Raw genomic sequence first — 19,102 nt, 5'->3', positions numbered from 1 at the left:
TACATACTTATGAGGGTATACGATGTTAGATAAGAGTCAGCTTAGTTCAGTGACAAAAGAAACGGAAAATATTTCTGCAGAAGAAATTGCTAAGTTCGACAAACTCGCTGAAAACTGGTGGGATCCAAACGGCAAATACAAGACTGCATTGATTTTTAATAAAGCCCGTTCTGAATATTTTATCGAACAGATAGCAAAGCATTTTGGCCGCAACCATCATTCAATCGACTGCCTCAAAGATCTCACGATACTCGATGTAGGCAGTGGCGGCGGTTTAGTCAGTGAAGCACTTGCTAAAGCAGGGGCGAGGGTCACAGGTATTGACGCGAGCGAAATGAGCGTGCAAGTTGCCCGCCGTCATGCTCTCAAGAGTAAGCTCGATATTGAATATCGCCATATGCTGGCTGAACATGCGCTTAAAGACAATATTCAATATGATGCGGTGATCAACGCTGAAGTCGTGGAACATGTGCCAATGCCCAAAGAGTTGGTGCAAGAGTGCAGTCAATTGACAAAGCCGGGCGGTTGTTTGGTATTCGCTACTTTAAATCGTACCTTGCGCTCATACTTAATTGGGATTGTTGGTGCAGAATACATTATGCGCTATTTACCCATCGGTACGCATAACTGGCATATGTTTATCAAACCTATTGAGCTAAACAGCTGGGCCTCTATCAATCGTTTACAGTTAATTGACGAAAAAGGTATGGTTTATAACCCTTTCACTAAGCAATGGCGTCTAAGCAAGAGCCTTGCGGTGAACTACATTCAAATTTATAGAAAACTATCACCTAAATAAGTAAGTGCTTAGATATAGGTGTATTACTATAAAGCTCGATATAAAAGGGTGCACACTTTTCAAGCACAGTTAACGATTGACCACAGGATATTGTTTACATGAAAATTTACGATACTAAGACTGCTCCTACGCCGCGCCGCGTCAGAATATTTTTGGCTGAAAAAGGCATTGAAATGGAATATGTACAGGTCGATATTGAAAAGGGTGAAAACCTTTCCAAACACATGCGCGCAAAGAACCCGATCGGTAAAGTTCCTATTTTAGAGCTAGATGATGGAACCTGCATTAGTGAAAGCGACGCAATATGCACCTATTTTGAAGCTCTGCAACCTGCGCCCTATTTGTTTGGTGAAACGGCTCTAGAAAAGGGGCAAGTAATGATGTGGCAGCGCCAAGTAGAATTTTGCTTGTTCATGCAAATTGGTATGTGTTTTCAGCATAGCACCGGCTATTTTAAAGATAGGATGACGCCCGTGCCTGAGTATGGAAAAGAAGCCGGTATCAATGCTGTAAAGTTTCTTAAAGTTTTAGAGCGGCGTTTGGAGCAAAGCGAATACATTGCGGGAGATAAATACTCGATTGCCGATATTACCGCGTTTTGCTCAATCGATTTTGCGCGGGTGGTTGACATAAAGTTGGGCGATGAGCACCCGCAATTAACCCGATGGTACCAACAAATGAGAAATAGACCTTCTGCCAAAGCATAAGCTACATTCTATTTGGGCTGATGATATTCGTATGCTCACCAGCCATTTACTGAATGCAACTGTGCTAAAACCTCAGTGCCAGAAACCAAATAGTATGTTTCGTACTGCGCGGCGGTAGCGCATGCATGATTGGGCAGTACTCTTAGTACATCACCAATGTTAAATTGATTCAGTTGCTTGAGCTCTTGTTCGTTTGAGAGAGTTTGAGAGCGAGTGCCAACAATGCCGTGCTCTTGATTGGCACTATGTATTATCAGCCCAGACTGTATCTCGCCCCTGTGATTACAAATCACGCCGTAGCCTTGGTCAACTGCTTGACCGCTGGTGCCTCTGTCTCTAGACATAGCCATCCAACCCGCATCAATTAGTACATGCTGTTTTTGTTTTTGAAAACCAATGACGCTACCAAGCACACTGATCGCGATATCGGTCTCATTGCATACACCTAAGCCAGACATTACTAAATCAAACAGCACATAAACACCGGCTCTTACTTCAGTGACTCCGCTAAGGTCATCAATTGCAAAAGCCGTGGGAGTCGATCCGATAGAAACAACTGGGCAGGGTATCTGGTGTTTTCGGATGCGCTCAGCCGCAAATACCGCAAGATCACGCTCTTGTGTTGCCAATGCTTTTTGCGTATCAAGGGTAGCGCATTGATATGAACCTCCGGCATGAGTCATTACACCCAGAAAGTCTATATTAGCAGCGCATGCGAGTGCTTTTGCAATTTCGATTAGATCATCGCTTGACGGGTTAACACCTGCACGATGATTATCAACATCTAACTCAATGAGAACGCTAAACCAACAACTGTTTTGACGTGCATAGTCTATCAGCAAGATGGCAGCCTCTAGGCTGTCTAAGATAACTTTAATATCGCAGCCTTGCTCACGCAATGCGCGCACTTGAGCAAATTTGTTAGGAACAATCCCTACTGCATATAGAATATCGCTAAAGCCATTCGCAAAAAAATGTTGAGCTTCTTTTATCGTAGACACAGTTATGCCACTTACATTGCCACCTGCAATGATCTCTTGGGTGATTTCTATGGATTTATGTGTTTTAACATGCGGACGTATTTTGCAGGCGAGCCCTTCGATATGCGTCGATAGCCTTGCTATATTGTGGCGCATTTTTTGTTGGTCAATTAATAGGCAAGGCGTATTCAGTTCATTGATATTCATATTAATTCATCTTGGGTAATACAGTTTTTCCCGTTGCGTTTGGATTGATATAATAATAAATCAGCACGCTTTAAAATTTCGCTTGCCTCAATATTATTGCGCCCACTAGCGCTAAAACAACCTAAGCTTAAGGTTACATAACTGGCTACATCCGAGCTTTCATGCATGATATTGAGCGCTTTAATGCTTGCCTGCATCGATTCCATAATATGCTTGGCATCTGCCATATTCGTTTTAGGTAAAATACAAACAAACTCTTCGCCACCATAGCGGGCGATATGACCACTTTCAGAATTGACTATTTTCAGCAATGCACTGGCAATGGATTGTAAACATTGGTCGCCTTCAATATGCCCATATTCGTCGTTATAATTTTTAAAGCAGTCGACATCAATCATCGCTATTGAAAAGTCATCGCCATTGGCCTTGGCTAAGGCCCATTCAGACTCAAGCTTTTGGTCAAACCAGCGCCGATTGCCTAAGTCAGTTAAGCTGTCTTTTTCGGATATTCCGGTAAGCCATTTATTCGTATCCTTTTCTATCTTAATACGCTCCATCAACTTGTTAATTTCGGAGCCTAAGCGCGATAGTTCGTCATTACCTGCCAAGTGTATAGCATCATCTTGATCGGAGTGCTTTTCTTGAATTTGTGATAATAAATGTCCAAATCTATTTAAAATCAGTTTTTTGGTGATGATATGTATGATAAAAAAACTGATGAGTACTATTAAAGTCGCGCTGACTAGTAGAAAAATCCGCAGATTCGTTTTTGTTTCTGCCAACAGTGAATCATCAAAATCTATTTGTAAAAAGGCTTTAAAACCGACTCTGCGATACGATTGTAAGTCTACATGCTGAATAATTGATTTACTTTGCTCGGCTTGCCGATAAGTGCCATTAAATAGACTTCTTGCTTTATCTTCCTCAATTCTGACACCGGGATTGAACAATGACCACTGATCAACGGGGCTTAAAATAAATAGGTCAATTCGGCTAATCGTTTTATATTTTGCGACTAGTTTTTTGACATAGTCACCAAATAAATAATCCGCTACTTCGTTTTTATTTTCTGAAAGCAAGCGCTCTTTAAGGTCTATGTCGCCATTAATTACGATGTCGCTGCCTTTTTGGCTGAAATAAGCATACTTTTTTAAATTTCCGGTAATGGTTGATAATGAAACGCGATGAGTAAAAAACAAATCTTGGTTGAGCACACCTTGTATATTTTTTACATAGTCGTTGCCATAAGCGTTCATATCTAAGCCTATTTCAGACTCGAAGGTGCTTGCAAAAACGGTCATGTCTTTATCGATCAAATGTAAATCTGAAAGATTATATTTGCTTTTGAGCGCTTCTAGGACAGCGATAGAAATGTCGTTGTTATCTAAAGATAGCTCGAAAAGTTCCTTCGCCAGCGCGGGTAAAGAAGTTTTTAGCTCTGATTCCCACTTTTCTTCTGCCAGTAGCAACAAGCGATCGAATACTTCAATATCTTGTTGAATACTGCTGGTCAGCGCTTGTGTTTGATCGGAGTTTTTTTTGGCAAGAAAATTATCGAGGACCCATACGCTTACACCATAGCTAAGCAAGGCGGTCAACAGGCCAGTTAAGGCAATAAAGAAGTTTAGCTTGTGCCGAAGCAGCATAGATAGCTTTACCTTATGAAAACTATGGTTGAAAACATTAATCCAAGTATACGCTGTTTAAAAAATCTAGTTTGCTTAAAAAGTATCAGCAACGTAATCTATTGTATCAAATCTTTTAAATCAGAAAGTTGGTTGGCTTCACTTGCGGGCTTATCCCAACGAATTCTATGTACTCTCGGAAATCGCATAGCCACTCCCGATTTGTGTCTTTTAGAAACATGTACAGAGTCAAAAGCGATTTCCAAAACCAGCGCTTTATGTACTTCTTTTACCGGTCCAAAACGAGCCATTGTGTTTTTTCTGATCCAGTTGTCGAGGCGCTTAAGTTCTATATCGGTAAATCCGCTATACGCTTTACCAACGGGCAGTAATAAATCCCCCTGCCAGCAGCCAAATGTATAGTCGGAGTAAAACGAAGAGCGTTTGCCATGTCCGCGCTGAGCATACATCATTACCGCATCAATTAATTTTGGATTGCGTTTCCACTTGTACCATTTGCCTTTGGGTCGGCCCGAGTGATACTGACTGGTTTTACGCTTTAACATTAGGCCCTCGATATAGCCTTGTTCAAGTCCAGCGGCTTGTTCTCTTAACTTTCGCAGTTGCTCGGTATTAGAAAATCTAAGCGCAACAGACAGATGCAGATGCGCATAGGGTTGAGCACTGAACCAGCTCTGTAGTGCATTACTTCGCTTTTCTAAACTCTTATCTCTTAAGTCCACGTTGTTCAGTAATAAAGCATCGTAAAGAATGATCCCCGCCGGAAATTCAGCGATGAGTTTTTTGCTGGGCTTCTTTTTGTTTAATCTTTGTTGCAGTTGATTAAATGAGCCTATGTGCCACTGCTGAGTATCATTTTTTACGTCCAAAATACCTTGGAAGGGGATTGAGGGCTTTGAAAATGTGCTTAGGTCTTCGTTCTGTACTGGATTAAGCGCAATCAGTTCGCCGTCAAAAATGCCATGAATATGCTCGATATCAAGCGCTTCTAATATTTCAGGAAACGAAGCGCTGATGTCATCGCCTGTTCGGCTAAATAGCGCTTTACCGGCTTTAGTCACTACTAACTGCACACGGATCCCATCGTATTTCCATTCGGCCTGCCAAAGCTCTGGCGTAATGGCTTCAATTTCATTTTCATCAAACGGATGGGAGAGCATCACCGGTTGGAAGGTCACGCTATCGCTGACGTCGGGTATCTCAGTTTTTCCCTCAAGCCAGCTTAGTAATGATTGGTATGGTGGGCTTAACCCATGCCAAAGGCGTTCGATGTCTTCGACGCAAATGTCGGGGTTAAATTGCTGTCCGTATTCAGCTAATACTTTTTTTAAAAAGCGCACAGAAACGCCAATTCTTAGTCCGCGAGTACCTAATTTTAAAAGTGCCCAACGTTGGGATGCTGACATGCTGTTTAAAAGACTGATAAGAAATGTTCGATTTTCGCTGCGCGAGCCTTCGGCGAATCGCTCTATTACAGAATGTAAATTGGGTAAGGTAGCAAGGGCCGGTGGGTCGTCATTCTCGCTTACCCATAAATGCGATACGGTTTCGCTCATCTCTCCGACATAGTCGTAGCTTAGCGCAAATAGCAAAGGGTCAACCCGTTCTTCGATAAGATCCTTAATTAACTTGCGCTTAAAAAAATCAAAATTCAAGGTGCCTGCAATAGCAGCAATTGCCCATCCTCTATCGGGATCTTTAGTATTGCTTAAATATGCTTTTATCAATGCTGATTTCGCGAGATTACTAGACGTAAAGTAGAGTTTGTCTACTAGCTCCGCAAAGCTTTCCATATTTAGCTCTCATCCTCATCGTAACCAATCAATGAAAGGGCTTTGGCCTTGTACCCCATCTTTTGGGCTTGATGCACCAAGGCTTGCTCACGCCCATGAGTGACCCATACTTCTCTTGGATTTACCTGTGTAATGGTTTGGATCAATTCAGGCCAGTCACAATGGTCACTGATAATCAGCGGTAACTCTGCCCTTCGTTGTTTAGAACGTGCGCGAATTTGCATCCAGCCTGATGCCATTGCGGTCATGACATTTGGCAGTTTGCGAGACCAACGATCGCTTAATGCAGATGGTGGAGCAAGCACTAACTCACCTTTCAGACTCTTTAAATCAGAGACTTCGGTAACGGGTATCCAAGCACCTAAGTCAACTCCCTGACTTTGATAAAATTCACATAGCTTAATTAGGGCGCCGTGCAGATAAATAGGCTTGCTATAGCCCAGACCTCGCAGTGACAGCATCAAACGCTGACATTTGCCAAGTGCATAAACACCGACTAAATGACAGCGGTCTGCAAATAATTGCATAGAATCAAGTAGCTTTTGCATTTCGTCATCAATATTGGGGTGTTTAAACACCGGCAGACCGAAGGTTGCCTCAGTAACGAACACGTCACAAGGTGTTACTTCAAACGCTTCACAGGTGGGGTCATAATGACGTTTATAGTCGCCAGAGAGCACTAAGCGATGCTGCGCAAAATCAATGACCGCTTGCGCTGAGCCCAATATATGTCCGGCGGGTGCAAAATGCAGTTGCCCCTTTTTGATGTTTACGGTTTTACCGTATGGCAGAGCTCGAGGTGTTTCACAAAAATCATCACCATAGCGAATCTGCATAATTTGCAGTGTTTGCGGGGTGGCAAACACTTCGCCATGGCCTGGTCTAGCGTGATCAGCGTGCCCATGGGTGACAATCGCACGTTTGACCGGCTGCATAGGGTCGATGTAAGCATCGAGTGCACTGCAGTAAAGTCCATTACTATCGGTTTTAATCCACTTATCGGGATGCTTAGGAGCCGCCAAGCCAGATCTCACTGTTGCTTAATGTACACTTGGATACGCAAATATACATGAGAAAGATTTACGATTGTTGCAATGTTCTCAAGCTTAGCAGTCCGAATTTCTTCGCAAAGTTCAAATCTATTAGCGCAGTAAAGATGGATGGACGCTAAACTTAAGTCTGCAATTGGCAGTATCTAGTGGGTATTGACTGCTTGTGTAGAGCATAGAATAAAACCCTCTAAAACAAAAAAATAGACGAGCGGTGCGCAAATTAGTCATTCCAGAGCAGGGGGCATGTTGCAGTCAGGATTCTTATCATAGAATTTAAGTAAACTGGCTAAGCGTTTGTAGGGCAAAATAAGGAACCATCACATCAGCGATTTTTCGAATAAACGTGCGCGCATCCCCGATATTTTCAAGCAATGGTTTGATGCCAAGGCTTGGGACATTCGCCCTTATCAGTTAAAAATGGCCACGGCATTTACACGCAAGCAATCCAGCCTGCTTATTGCACCTACGGGAGCGGGGAAAACCCTTTCTGGGTTTTTGCCCAGCCTTATCGATTTACATCAAACAATAAACGCTCAAAAAGAGCTGCATGGCAGTCAAAAAAAGGCTCGACCAGCGAAGCGAATCGGTCTACATACGCTGTATATTTCACCTTTAAAGGCATTGACTTACGACATCGAACGAAATTTACATCAGCCTATCAGCGATATGGGCCTAGACATTGAAGTGGCCAGCCGCACTGGAGATACCACCGCTTATCAACGACAAAAACAGCGTAAGGCGCCGCCCCATATCTTGTTGACTACGCCTGAATCCTTGATGTTGATGTTGTCATATACAGATGCTCCGATCATTTTTGCTAAGCTGAAATGCTTGATTATCGATGAGGTACATAGCTTTGCGCATACTAAGCGAGGCGATTTTACCAATCTTGCGATGGCGCGATTAGAGCACTTATGCCCTGGCTTTGTGCGTTTTGGCCTGTCTGCAACGGTGGCTTATCCTGATGTCTTAGCAAGCTGGTTAGGAGCCCGCTCGGAGCCTGTGAATATCATTGAAGCAAAAAGCCGCGTAAAACCTAGTGTGAAAATTCTCAATAGCAAAGCGCGTATGCCTTTTGGCGGCTACATGGCGAAATATGCGGTGCCAGAGGTATATCAAGCGATTGTTAAAGCTAGCACTACCATCGTATTTGTGAATACCCGCGCCAGCGCCGAATTGATATTTCAGGCGCTTTGGGAACAAAATAAGCTAGCGTTGCCGATTGCGATTTATCACGGCTCATTAAGTAAAGACCAGCGTAAGAAAACCGAAGCGATGATGGCACAGGGCAAGTTAAAGGCCATTGTCGCCACATCTGCTTTGGAATTGGGCATTGACTGGGGAAATGTAGATTTAGTTATTCAGATGGGCGCGCCAAAAGGGGTAAGTCGTTTGCTGCAGCGCATTGGCCGCTCTAATCATCGTCTTGATGAGCCCTCACAAGCTTTGTTGGTGCCAGGCAATCGTTTTGAAGCTTTAGAGTGTTTGTCAGCCATTAATGCGATAAAAAAAGGCGAACTAGACGGTGATACGCCGCTCTCGGGTGCTTTGGATATTTTGCCTCAGTTCATTTTAAACTGTGTTTGCAGCGCAGCTGCCGGTATCGATGAAATCTACCAGCAGGTTCTCGATTCGCCTCCCTACAGTGGACTCGACAAAGACACATTTTTGCAGCTTTGGGCTTTTACAAAAAACGGAGGTTATGCGCTGCAAGCATATGAACGCTATAACCGTTTGGAAGAGTATCAGCCCGGTTTATATCGGCCAGCCTCAAAACGTGTAATTATGCGCCATCGCCAAAATATCGGCACTATCGTTGAAGCAGGAAGGCTTAAAGTCAAACGTTTGCGCCGTGCTCATCAAGGTAAAATCATTGGTGAAGTGGAAGAGTACTTTGCTCAACAATTGGTAAAGGGGGATACTTTCTTTTTTGCCGGAGAAGTGCTTAGGTTTGAAGGTATCCGCGACATGATGGTAGAAGCTAAACCGGGTAAGGCCAAAGAGCCTAAAATTCCCAGTTATATGGGCGGACAAATGCCGCTGTCCACTTATTTAGCCGACGCTGTTAGAGCCTTGCTAAACGAACCAGAGAGTTGGCGGCAGTTGCCTAAGCAAGTTCGTGAGTGGCTTGCCCTGCAGCAAGCGTTTTCAATGATACCGCGTCGAGATAAGGTGCTCATCGAGCAGTTTCCATTTAGGAAAGCCGAATATATCTTGTTTTATACCTTTGAAGGTCGCAAAGCTAATCAGACATTGGGGATGTTAATCACTCGGCGCATGGAAAAGCTTGGTCTGCAACCACTGAGCTTTTCTATTACTGACTATGGGCTCTCTATTTGTGCTTTAAATAAAGTCGAGCAGAGGCATATCCCGCAGTTGTTTAATCCCGATGTGTTAGGCGATGAATTAGAAGATTGGATGCTTGAGGCAGCCATGCTAAAACGCTCTTTTAGGAGGGTTGCGGTGATCAGTGGCTTGATTGAACAGCAGTATCACAGCACAAAGAAAACCATGCGACAGGTCACATTTTCAACGGATTTAATATACGACACTTTGCGTGAATACGATAAAGAGCACGTGCTGCTGAGAGTTACTCGAGAAGACGCCGAACGGGAGTTACTAGATTTGTCACGAACTGCTGATCTGCTCATACGTTTTGACGGTGCATTCGATTTTAAAACGCTGCAAAAGCCATCGCCGATGGCTATTCCAATTGTCTTAGATGTACGCAGTGAACAAGTCACTGGGGCTGGCATGCAGGCGTTGTTAGAGCAGGCAAATCTATATCAAGAGGCCGAAAACATGATGGACGACATTCGAGATTTATTGAGCACAGCACAACGTGAGGATACCGAGTGATTGCCGCTGAAGACCTGCATAATCTGGTGAAGAACAACACGGTTATCCCTGTCAGGTTCTGCGATAAGCGGTTAATCGTAGATGGGAGAGGCGTACTTTTTTGGCCCATGTATGATTTACTGGTTTTTTCTGATTTACACTTTGAAAAGGGGAGTTTTTTGACGCAGTTTGCGCACCCTTTACCGCGCTTTGATACGCGAGAGACAATTTCGCGCATGCGGGATTTAATCAATGAGTATGCACCAAAGCAAGTGTTGTGTTTAGGCGACAGTTTTCATGATGGCAATGCCGAAAAACGCATGCAGAGTGACGATATCCATGCAATAAACACACTGATCGAAAAAGTCGAGGTATGGACATGGGTGTTGGGAAATCACGACCCTGATATTCCTGTGAGTTTAGGCGGTGAGCGTGCACATTCGCTTGCTTTGGATACCGTGCTATTTGTACATGAGCCAGAGGATATATCAACGTATTCTTCTTGTAAGGGGCAAATAGTGGGGCATTTTCATCCAAAAACAAGTTACAAATTGAACAATAAAAAGCTTACCGGAAAGTCTTTTTTAATTGGCGAAGAGCTATTGCTAATGCCTGCTTTTGGCAAGTACACAGGCGGCTTGAGCAGCGAACATGCAGCGATTAAAAGCTTATTTACACAAAAAAAACCACAAATATTATTGACCTACCATAAAAAGCTGTTTATGTTATGAAAAAGCATACTTTTGCATGGTTTTAGTCAGCAACTATCTGTTTTGACTTACTTTTTCAATGCACTCATAGAGCTTACTTGCTGTGAACGCACCAACTGATGCATCGGTACAAAAATAATAACAATATCAACCTAGCGATGAGCAAGATGCGACTAGTACCTCTGCCTTTCTTAATAATTTTACTTTTTGCCTTGCCTGTATTGGCTTCGAGCTTGACCTTAAATAGAGCGCCAATTGATGAGCAGTACCGACAAACAAATGTGCTTTTAGTACAGGCCTATGAAAAGCTAGGGATCCGTATAAATTACACTCAATTACCGTATATGCGAAGCGCAGTTAGCGCTAATGCCGGCGTAATTGACGGTCTAGATTTACGTTTAGAATCGCACACTCAGTCTTACCAAAATTTGCTAAAAGTAAATGTTCCCCTATTAACAAGTAAAACACTGGTGGTGATCAACCGTAAACTTTGTCCAAAGTGTGAGTTGGGCCAACTAAAGTCATTGGGCGTCGTGTCTGGCTTTACATTTCCCGCCAATGAATTAAATTTGAGCGATTTGGATAATCGAGTGATTGAACTAGCAGAGCATCAAGGTTTATTTAAATTCTTTAAGGGCAACCGTGTCAATGCAATTGTCACCAGTGAATTGTTTTTGCCCGTTTTTTTAAGAGACAATGAACGGTATCGCTATATTGAAATTAGTCGCCAGCCTGTTTATCACTATTTACATAAACGCAATAGCTCACTTATTGCGCCCCTTGAAATTTCCATAAAAGAAGTGACAAAGACACTTGCAGCGACTGAAAACAGTGTCGAAAATTTGTGGCTTGAAGAGAAAAAAGACCCGCAACCTTCAGCGGGGTCTATGCAACAGCACGGAACAGATACCGGCATGGCGCCTTTTTAATATTCGCCTATCCAAATAGGCTTATTTACCCCAGCGTTGATTCAATTTATCGTAGGCATCGATGCGCCTGTCTCTAAAATACGGCCAAATTCGTTTGATGTTTTCACTGCGTTCCATATCAAGTTCCACCGAAAGGGTTGCTTCTTGCTCATCGCTTGCCATGGCGAGTAATTCACCCTGCGGACCAGCTATAAAACTATGCCCCCAAAAGTCGATACCTACATCTGGGGAATCGGGCGATGCTTCAAAGCCAACTCGATTGGCAACCACAACCGGCAATGAATTTGCCACACCGTGGGCTCGTTGAATAGTCTCCCAAGCGCCCTGCTGGCGATATTGCTCTTCTTTTGTATCGTTACGATCCCAACCAATCGCGGTAGGGTAAAATAGAATTTCAGCGCCATTCATCGCCATAAGACGAGCGGCTTCTGGGTACCATTGGTCCCAGCATACTAAGACCCCTAACTTACCGACACTGGTATCAATGGGTTGGAAACCTAAATCACCCGGAGTGAAATAAAACTTCTCATAAAAACCAGGATCATCTGGAATGTGCATTTTACGGTATGTGCCTGCAATCTTGTCACTGCGATCAAATACCACTGCGGTGTTGTGATATAGGCCGGGTGCACGTTTTTCAAATAATGAGGTAACCAAAACGATATTGCATTCTCTCGCTAAGGCGCCAAAAAATTCTGTGGCAAGACCAGGAATTGGCTCGGCAAGATCGAATGCATTGACGTCTTCATTCTGGCAAAAATATAGGGTTGAGTGTAGTTCCTGCAATAAAATACATTGGCAGCCATCGGCGGCTAATTCGCGGACTTTATCGGCTGATTTTTTCCAGTTTTCTTGTTTATTATTTGAGGCAACAGACTGCTGAACCAAGCCGACTTTTAAACGTCGATTAGCGGTATTAGATTTCATAAACGGCCACTCCATGCTGAGCCAAGTCCAAAATTTCGGGCTTCAAAGTATGTTCAGGTATTTGCATAGTAATGCAGTGCAAAGAGCCATACTGCTGGACAATGGTCGAGCAATCAATGGCAATAATTTTGTGATTCGGGAAGGCTTTTTGCAAGATTTCGACGGCTAATTGGTCTTCAGCCTGCTGGTAAACCGGAGCAAGCACACTCTCATTACAGATTAAAAAGTTAGCATAGGACGCGGGTAAGCGCTCACCATCGCTATTGCGCATGTCTGGTAGGGGTAGCTCAAAAATGGGGTAGCCTTGAAAGGCGTCTTGAAGCTCATTTTTAAGGGCGTTTAAGCCTTCAAAATGAGGGTCGTCTGGGCGATTAAATGCGCTTTGCATGACAATACTGCGCAAAGGCGTAAATCGAGCCAGTGTATCGATATGCCCGTCAGTATCATCGCCAATCAAATGCCCATTAGCAAATATGTTGATTTGCCTAGCCCCTAAATATTGTTCAAATATCCCATGGTATTGTTCATTTGTCATATCCCCGTTGCGTTTGGGATTGAATAGGCAAGATGAGGTGCTCATCAGAATGTTATTTTGGTCGATTTCAATCGCGCCGCCTTCGAGCACGATGTCGCATGAAACCAGAGGGTTTATACAGAGCTTGCTTAAGCCTTTATTCACAAGGTTATCAGCGCTAGCATCAAATTTTTGGCCCCAGCCGTTGAATAAAAACTCGACCGGTTGGTTGCCCAGTGCACTCTCACAGGTTACAAATACATAGTCTCGCGTCCAAGTATCGTTATATTCGGTAGGCACAATCAGCGTTTTTGCATTCAGGCTGACCATTGATTTTACGATGCCTAGTTCGGCTTTTGAGCAAAGCAAAATGACCGTCACTTGCGCGTCGTTAAGTGCCTCTATTAACTGCACATAAGTGGCTCTCGCGGCATCTATCCATGGCAACCAATCGCTTTGCATATGCGGCCATGCAATCACTACCGCTTCTTGTTTTGCCCACTCAGGAAGCAATGTAACTTGTTGTTGTGTTGTTGATGACACCTAAGTAACCCTTACAGTATCCACTTAATGCTAACAAAAGCACGGCGTGGCTGACCTACAAAATATCGATATCCACCAAATGCAAAATCAGCGCGTTCGGCGTAATCTTCATCGGTAATGTTTAAGATGTTAATTTTAGCAGAAAGACGCTCGCTAATAACATACCTGAATGTTAAATCTAACAATGAGTGGCCATCGTATTCGGCGGTATTCTCTGGATCAAGATAATATTTAGATAAATGCTGCCATGCAAACTCTGCAGATAGTTTCTCATTTGGCTGCCACAGTGCTTGTAAGCCAAATAAACGGTCTGGAGAAGTATCCACACGATTTCCTTTAATTGACACATTTGAAATAGCTTGGTCACTTGCATAGCTATGTTTTTGCCACGTAAGGTTGCTGGATATACGCAGTACATCAGTGACTTGCCAAAGGTATTCTATTTCTAGCCCTCGGTGTGAAGTCTCACCGCCAGCAATGTTTTGGCGATTGGTATCCCGAATGATGACATTGTCTTTTTGCATATCGTAGGCAGCAATATGCAGTGAATGGCCATCTAGGTTATAGCGCAGGCCAAACTCTATGGCATCAATGCTGACTTCTTCGAAATCAGTTGATATTTGATTATCTTGTAGTCGAAACAGTTCGGTCGCCTCTGGTGCGCGGAAGCCTTGCGAAATCTTTGTGTAAGTAAGTAAGTCTTCTGTTGGCTGATATTCAAGCACAAGAGCGGGTGAAAAGGCTGAAAATGATAGTTTTTGATCGCTCGGGCGCGTAAATCTGCAAACGGCTACACTGGCGTCACATGCGCTGCCATCACTAAGTAAATTATCATAATCGTACTCGGTTCGTTCGAAACGTCCGCCTAAACTAAGCGCCCAGTTTTGCCATTGCCAATTCGCCTGCGCGTAGGCGGCGATTGCTCGCGCATCTACATCGTAGTCATAGTGGTTACCGGCAGGAATACTAGGTGAAAAGGCTTGTGCTTGGGTCTCGGTTAAATTAGCACCAGTGGCGTCAATGTCTATGCCTGTAACCCAGTTTGCGCCTGCAAAATCAATATCGTACTGAGCCTGTAAACCAAGGCTAGAGTGGCTATTTTCTTCTAAGGCTTGCCACGGCAAAAAATGTTGTAAAAATTGCATTTCATTCCATCGCAAGTAAGGCTTTAAGCTGAGAGTTCCATCCCCGAATGCTCGCGTAAATTGGCTATATGCACGCAGTGATTTAGCATCCCTAAAAGCTTCAGGGTTAGGATTTATTTTTCTAAAGTTTTCGTCTTTATACGACTCAAAGCCGCGAATAAAACCAGCGGTCTCCTGATTTAAATTGGCAATATCGATAAGCGTTTTGTTGTTCCAAGTAGTTGTGCGCTGTTGATAGATAAGCGTGACTTTTTGCTGGTCATAGCCGCTTTCGGTTTGATAGCCATCTTCTTGAGTGAGATTACTCATCAAGCTGAATGCTTGAGTCTCATTTTGCCAGTTCAACTGAGTACTTACGCGTGCAAAGTCATAAGCACCTAGTTGCAATCCAATATTATTTCGCGTGGGGTTAAATGCATCAGGGCTAATAATGTTAATGGCGCCGTGCACGGCATTTGTTCCGTACAGAGTGCTAGCGGGGCCTTTAAGTACCTCAATCCGGGCTGCTTGCTCGGAGTTTGCATCAAACAACTGATTCGCATTACAAAAGCCTGGGGCGCGCAAAGCAATGCCATCAAGTGCCATGAAAAACGCACCGCAACCACCTGCTCCGGTGAGCACTGGCGAGCGAATAGCGGTCAAATGTTCTTGGCCATTGCCACGACTTATCCATGTTCCCGCCACGCGAGATAATACTTGATTAATATGCTGGCCCTCAATACGCGCCAGCGTCTCAGTATTGATTACCGATACGCTAGCCGGTATCTCGTTGAGGGTTTGCAGGCGCTTGGAGGCCGTTACGCTAATCACCTCCAAGTCGTCTTCATCCGTCATCGCTTGCGTATCAAACGACCACAGAGTGCTGATACTGAGGCCCACTAACAGAGGAGTTAATAATGGATGGTACAAAGAGGCTTTAGGTTTTATAACTGCCATTATTTTAAGTGTCTCCCACCGTTAAGATGCAATGTTTGTCCGGTAACATACTGACTGCTAAGTAGGTAGTTGACAGCTTTTACCGCTTCGGCTGCGCCTGGACAGTTTTGTAACAGCGATTTTTGCAGGGCTTTGGCACGGTACTCATCACCGTCGTGCTCATTAAACATCACTAACGCGGGGGCAATGCTATTGACTTTTACTTTCGGAGCAAGCAACGCGCTAAATGATAAGGTGAGGTTATGCAATGCGGCTTTACTCGCGGCATAAGCGATGTGCTTTTTACTGCCTTTTTCCTGCACATAATCGGTCATGTGAATAATATCTGTAAACTCTGCTGAACAGGTCAGCATATCACTAAATGCAATATTCAATTGATAGGGCGTATTGGCGTGTATCTGCATCATTTTAAGGAACAGAGCGTTGTAGTCCTCAGTTGCTGATTCTTGGTCCCAATCTGAAGCATTATGAATGATACCGCGCAGTTCAGGAGTATATGCTTTGACCTGTGCGATACAGTCATCAATACCATCAACAGTGGCAAAATCAGCCTGTATTAGGTGTGCACCTAGGTTCTTTAAGTGCTCTACCGATGGTTTTTTTGTGCGATATGTTACAATTACTGGAATTTCTTGTTCCAATAAACTGAGCGCGACGGCTAGGCCTAAGCGCTGTGCGCCGCCGGTAATTAAGATGGGTGCAGTCATAGCTGAAGTATGCGTCCTTATTGAATGAGAAAATGCAAGATTGACGTGTGTGGTTACGCGAGTTAAGCGAAGCAAGATCGCGCATATTTAAATAGTAGGGATCAATTGTAAACCATAGTTGTATAAAAATGCGTATATGATTCTAAGATCTCCGAAAATGGACAAACTATGTTAGCAAAAGAAGCTATTGTAATGCATGAAGCCACCGAATTAGCGTTGTCACCGCAAGCAGTAATTGTGCGCGACGCCTTGATTGCAAGCGGCTTAGAGACCCCTATGGTCGAAAATAAGCTGTCGAACGAAGAGAAACGTGTTCGCATTCAGGCCGCTATGAAGGATATTATGCAAACCCTTGGGCTTGATTTAAGAGATGATAGTTTGCAAGATACGCCTCGGCGTATTGCAAAAATGTACGTGAACGAAATTTTCTCGGGCTTGGATTATCGTAGTTTTCCAAAAATCACCCAAATCGAAAATAAAATGGCTATTGAAGAGCCTGTGCAGGTTACGGATATCAGTCTAACGAGTACATGTGAGCATCACTTTGTGACAATTGACGGTACCGCATCCGTCGCCTACATACCTAAGCATACGGTAATAGGCTTGTCTAAAATTAACCGTTTGGTTAGTTTTTTTGCGCAGCGCCCGCAGGTTCAAGAGCGTCTTACTCAACAAGTTATGGTCGCTCTCCAAGCGCTCACTGGCTCTAAAGATGTGGCTGTTAGCATCAACGCTACACATTACTGCGTGAAAGCTCGTGGCGTGAGAGATACTAGCTCTTACACGCGCACATCGTCTTTAGGTGGTGTGTTTAAAACTGACAATCAGTTAAAGCGAGAGTTTTTTCGGGTGTAATTGTTATTTAAACCGAACTCGGAATAATAAATAGGGTTCGACAATACCATCGCTTTTCCCAAAGTGAATTTTATTAATAAAACGAAAATGCCGCTCAGATAATCTTTCAGCGGCATTTTTTGTGTGAAGTCATATGTTACTTTGTAGATATTTATATTGTCTGTAAACAACGCTGATTTTGTTCTAACGAATAAGATGAAATTCAGTTTGTCGGCCGTCCATGTATGTAACGGTCTGACCGTCAAAAAACGCGTTCTCTTCAAGCATGATGCGTACTTCTTTTCCCCATTGCTCGATAAAACTGGCGGCATTTAATTCAATTGAATATGCGGTGTTGGCAAATAGCGGATAGTCACCTTGCACTGGCACACCCGCTTGCGCGTCCCACATGCCTAAGGTTGTGCCAGCGGCATGACCGTGATAACCCAGTGGATGGGTATATATAGAGGGTTTTATTCCTTCGCTAATGGCCTGCCTTCTGGCCTCGGCCAAGACTTCGTTACCGCTTTTACCAACGGCGAATAATTGAGTGAATATATCTTGTAAACGATTGGCCTTTGCTAAGGCTTGCTTTAAGTATTCAGGGGCGTCAGTTTCCCCTTCTCTGAGCACGTAAGCATGCTGCTGCTGATCGGTATTGAGCCGTAAATAGGTGATTCCAAAATCCATATGCACTAAGTCACCGGGCATGATCACATTGTTTGCTTTGTTTTTACTGAAGGCTTGGATATGGTCAAATTTATCAGCGTCTGCTCGCTGCATTGACACACTAGGGTGAAACCAATTTTCTAAGCCTGCGGATTTAGATTTATCACGCAGCCACCAAACAACATCGTCAGTGCTAGTGATGCCAGGACGAATAAAGCCGCTAGTGTAGGCTTGTTTAATGATTTCATGCCCCATTTTTACAATGCTTGGATAATACTCCATTTCCATCTTTGTTCGGGTCTCAAGCCAGGCTACAGCCAGCATCTCTGCACTGATGACCTTGTTGGCCAGAGGCTCAGGCAAAACTGCAAAAAAATCTTCATATTCAGTCGCGGTCATGCCATCGGCCAGTGCAAAGTGCTCTGATTTATTTATGCCAATAACTTTGGGCTGTTTTTGTTCAATAAGCTCTACTAAGCGCTGCCACTGGCTAGGCTGCGACTCTTTGTCCCAGGCTTTTTGAAACATGGTATCGACTTGATAGCGGGCGACTGCATAACGCTCTAGCGCACCGCCGTCTGGGGGGTTAAACAGTACCAATATGGTTCTGCGCCTTGCCGAGAGCCATGTTGCTGGTAGCATGGTTTTCAGCACGGGATCTTCGTTATATTCTCGCGAAATTAACACCCACATATCGATACCCGTGCGCTCCATTAGCTCAGGTAGAGTGTTATTGAGCTTGTCATTGAGCATCATATCAATGCGCGCCGCTCTTTCTTTCATAGACAAAATATTGCTCAAAGCTTCGGATGATGGCGGCTGATTTTCTGCAATGCTTGCTAGCTGATAGTCGATGCTGGTTTCGCATGCGGAAAGTAAAAACACTAACGGGGCAAAAATAACAAAGCGTAAATTAATTGACATATGGAGGCTCACAAATAGATATAGTCCTAGACTAAACGGAGTATGAATTGGATATCAAATGTTTTTTTACTTGGCGTGAGCTATTTTTTCTTGGCCGACTGTCAAAGTCCGCCGCATAAAATGTTGTAAACCAACGCCGTATCAAAAGATATATATCAAGCTAGAGTCATCGCCATTTAGGTAATACTATTTACACGAACCGCACTTTTTACTCGCGCAAGTGTATTTTGAGATGCGTAAAT

The 19,102-nt window shown here is 43.7% G+C and carries 15 protein-coding genes; 6 read left to right on the top strand and 9 right to left on the bottom strand.

Annotation, left to right across the window (positions count from 1 at the left end; all coding sequences use genetic code 11):
- The first annotated feature begins 22 nt into the window (after positions 1 to 22).
- Both ubiG and AB9H30_RS07045 read left to right on the top strand, forming a co-directional pair.
- On the top strand, positions 23 to 799 hold the full coding sequence (gene ubiG / locus AB9H30_RS07050; RefSeq protein ID WP_371193947.1) for a bifunctional 2-polyprenyl-6-hydroxyphenol methylase/3-demethylubiquinol 3-O-methyltransferase UbiG: 777 nt from the start codon (positions 23 to 25) through the stop codon (positions 797 to 799).
- Positions 800 to 897: 98 nt separating this feature from the next.
- Positions 898 to 1,506, top strand: a complete 609-nt coding sequence (locus AB9H30_RS07045; protein ID WP_371193946.1) for a glutathione S-transferase family protein — start codon at positions 898 to 900, stop codon at positions 1,504 to 1,506.
- A gap of 35 nt (positions 1,507 to 1,541) precedes the next feature.
- Here AB9H30_RS07045 and AB9H30_RS07040 read toward each other — a convergent pair whose 3' ends face one another.
- The 4 genes from AB9H30_RS07040 to AB9H30_RS07025 all read right to left on the bottom strand — a co-directional run bounded on the left by AB9H30_RS07040 (position 1,542) and on the right by AB9H30_RS07025 (position 7,154).
- On the bottom strand, positions 1,542 to 2,693 hold the full coding sequence (locus AB9H30_RS07040; protein WP_371193945.1) for an alanine racemase: 1,152 nt from the start codon (positions 2,691 to 2,693) through the stop codon (positions 1,542 to 1,544).
- The gene (locus tag AB9H30_RS07035) at positions 2,690 to 4,339 is read right to left on the bottom strand and encodes a diguanylate cyclase domain-containing protein (RefSeq protein ID WP_371193944.1); all 1,650 of its coding nucleotides are present in this window, start codon (positions 4,337 to 4,339) and stop codon (positions 2,690 to 2,692) included. The genes AB9H30_RS07040 and AB9H30_RS07035 overlap by 4 nt, the downstream gene beginning before the upstream one ends.
- Before the next feature lie 98 nt (positions 4,340 to 4,437).
- Positions 4,438 to 6,132 (bottom strand): cisplatin damage response ATP-dependent DNA ligase, encoded by a 1,695-nt coding sequence (locus AB9H30_RS07030; protein WP_371193943.1) that lies wholly within the window; start codon positions 6,130 to 6,132, stop codon positions 4,438 to 4,440.
- 2 nt (positions 6,133 to 6,134) lie between these two features.
- Positions 6,135 to 7,154 (bottom strand): ligase-associated DNA damage response exonuclease, encoded by a 1,020-nt coding sequence (locus tag AB9H30_RS07025; RefSeq protein ID WP_371193942.1) that lies wholly within the window; start codon positions 7,152 to 7,154, stop codon positions 6,135 to 6,137.
- A 351-nt stretch (positions 7,155 to 7,505) separates the two neighbouring features.
- On the opposite strand from AB9H30_RS07025, the gene AB9H30_RS07020 reads away from it, so the two are divergent.
- The 3 genes from AB9H30_RS07020 (at position 7,506) to AB9H30_RS07010 (ending at position 11,661) form a co-directional block, all read left to right on the top strand.
- Positions 7,506 to 10,043 carry a ligase-associated DNA damage response DEXH box helicase gene (locus AB9H30_RS07020; RefSeq protein ID WP_371194082.1) on the top strand — a complete coding sequence of 846 codons (2,538 nt, stop codon included), beginning with the start codon at positions 7,506 to 7,508 and terminating at the stop codon, positions 10,041 to 10,043.
- Positions 10,040 to 10,753, top strand: coding sequence for a ligase-associated DNA damage response endonuclease PdeM (gene pdeM, locus AB9H30_RS07015; RefSeq protein WP_371193941.1), 714 nt, complete (start codon positions 10,040 to 10,042; stop codon positions 10,751 to 10,753). Before AB9H30_RS07020 ends, pdeM begins: the two co-directional genes overlap by 4 nt.
- Positions 10,754 to 10,899: 146 nt before the next feature.
- Positions 10,900 to 11,661 carry a hypothetical protein gene (locus AB9H30_RS07010; RefSeq protein ID WP_371193940.1) on the top strand — a complete coding sequence of 254 codons (762 nt, stop codon included), beginning with the start codon at positions 10,900 to 10,902 and terminating at the stop codon, positions 11,659 to 11,661.
- Positions 11,662 to 11,682: 21 nt separating this feature from the next.
- Here the strand turns inward: AB9H30_RS07010 and AB9H30_RS07005 are convergent, their stop codons facing one another.
- The 4 genes from AB9H30_RS07005 to folM are packed head-to-tail and all read right to left on the bottom strand — an operon-like array spanning position 11,683 to position 16,433.
- On the bottom strand, positions 11,683 to 12,588 hold the full coding sequence (locus tag AB9H30_RS07005) for a carbon-nitrogen hydrolase (RefSeq protein ID WP_371193939.1): 906 nt from the start codon (positions 12,586 to 12,588) through the stop codon (positions 11,683 to 11,685).
- A complete protein-coding gene (locus AB9H30_RS07000) occupies positions 12,578 to 13,645 on the bottom strand; it encodes an agmatine deiminase family protein (RefSeq protein WP_371193938.1) in 1,068 nt (355 codons plus the stop codon). The genes AB9H30_RS07005 and AB9H30_RS07000 overlap by 11 nt, the downstream gene beginning before the upstream one ends.
- An 11-nt stretch (positions 13,646 to 13,656) precedes the next feature.
- Entirely contained in the window at positions 13,657 to 15,726 is a 2,070-nt protein-coding gene (locus AB9H30_RS06995) for a TonB-dependent receptor (protein WP_371193937.1), read from the bottom strand.
- Positions 15,726 to 16,433 (bottom strand): dihydromonapterin reductase, encoded by a 708-nt coding sequence (gene folM, locus AB9H30_RS06990; RefSeq protein WP_371193936.1) that lies wholly within the window; start codon positions 16,431 to 16,433, stop codon positions 15,726 to 15,728. Before folM ends, AB9H30_RS06995 begins: the two co-directional genes overlap by 1 nt.
- Positions 16,434 to 16,601: 168 nt before the next feature.
- Between folM and folE the strand changes: the two genes are divergently transcribed.
- A complete protein-coding gene (folE, locus tag AB9H30_RS06985) occupies positions 16,602 to 17,288 on the top strand; it encodes a GTP cyclohydrolase I FolE (protein WP_371193935.1) in 687 nt (228 codons plus the stop codon).
- Between the two features lie 183 nt (positions 17,289 to 17,471).
- Here the strand turns inward: folE and AB9H30_RS06980 are convergent, their stop codons facing one another.
- Positions 17,472 to 18,860, bottom strand: a complete 1,389-nt coding sequence (locus tag AB9H30_RS06980; RefSeq protein ID WP_371193934.1) for a M24 family metallopeptidase — start codon at positions 18,858 to 18,860, stop codon at positions 17,472 to 17,474.
- Between the last annotated feature and the right edge of the window lie 242 nt (positions 18,861 to 19,102).

The sequence above is a fragment of the Glaciecola sp. SC05 genome (assembly GCF_041380235.1).
Taxonomy (GTDB): domain Bacteria; phylum Pseudomonadota; class Gammaproteobacteria; order Enterobacterales; family Alteromonadaceae; genus Glaciecola.
Note: the sequence above shows the minus strand (reverse complement) of the source record. Positions and strands in the feature narration are given on the sequence as shown.

Coding starts and splice junctions, on each gene's coding strand:
- ubiG (WP_371193947.1), top strand. CDS start 23: ATGTTAGATAAGAGTCAGCTTAGTTCAGTGACAAAAGAAACGGAAAAT.
- AB9H30_RS07045 (WP_371193946.1), top strand. CDS start 898: ATGAAAATTTACGATACTAAGACTGCTCCTACGCCGCGCCGCGTCAGA.
- AB9H30_RS07040 (WP_371193945.1), bottom strand. CDS start 2,693: ATGAATATCAATGAACTGAATACGCCTTGCCTATTAATTGACCAACAA.
- AB9H30_RS07035 (WP_371193944.1), bottom strand. CDS start 4,339: ATGCTGCTTCGGCACAAGCTAAACTTCTTTATTGCCTTAACTGGCCTG.
- AB9H30_RS07030 (WP_371193943.1), bottom strand. CDS start 6,132: ATGGAAAGCTTTGCGGAGCTAGTAGACAAACTCTACTTTACGTCTAGT.
- AB9H30_RS07010 (WP_371193940.1), top strand. CDS start 10,900: ATGCGACTAGTACCTCTGCCTTTCTTAATAATTTTACTTTTTGCCTTG.
- AB9H30_RS07005 (WP_371193939.1), bottom strand. CDS start 12,588: ATGAAATCTAATACCGCTAATCGACGTTTAAAAGTCGGCTTGGTTCAG.
- AB9H30_RS06995 (WP_371193937.1), bottom strand. CDS start 15,726: ATGGCAGTTATAAAACCTAAAGCCTCTTTGTACCATCCATTATTAACT.
- folM (WP_371193936.1), bottom strand. CDS start 16,433: ATGACTGCACCCATCTTAATTACCGGCGGCGCACAGCGCTTAGGCCTA.
- folE (WP_371193935.1), top strand. CDS start 16,602: ATGTTAGCAAAAGAAGCTATTGTAATGCATGAAGCCACCGAATTAGCG.
- AB9H30_RS06980 (WP_371193934.1), bottom strand. CDS start 18,860: ATGTCAATTAATTTACGCTTTGTTATTTTTGCCCCGTTAGTGTTTTTA.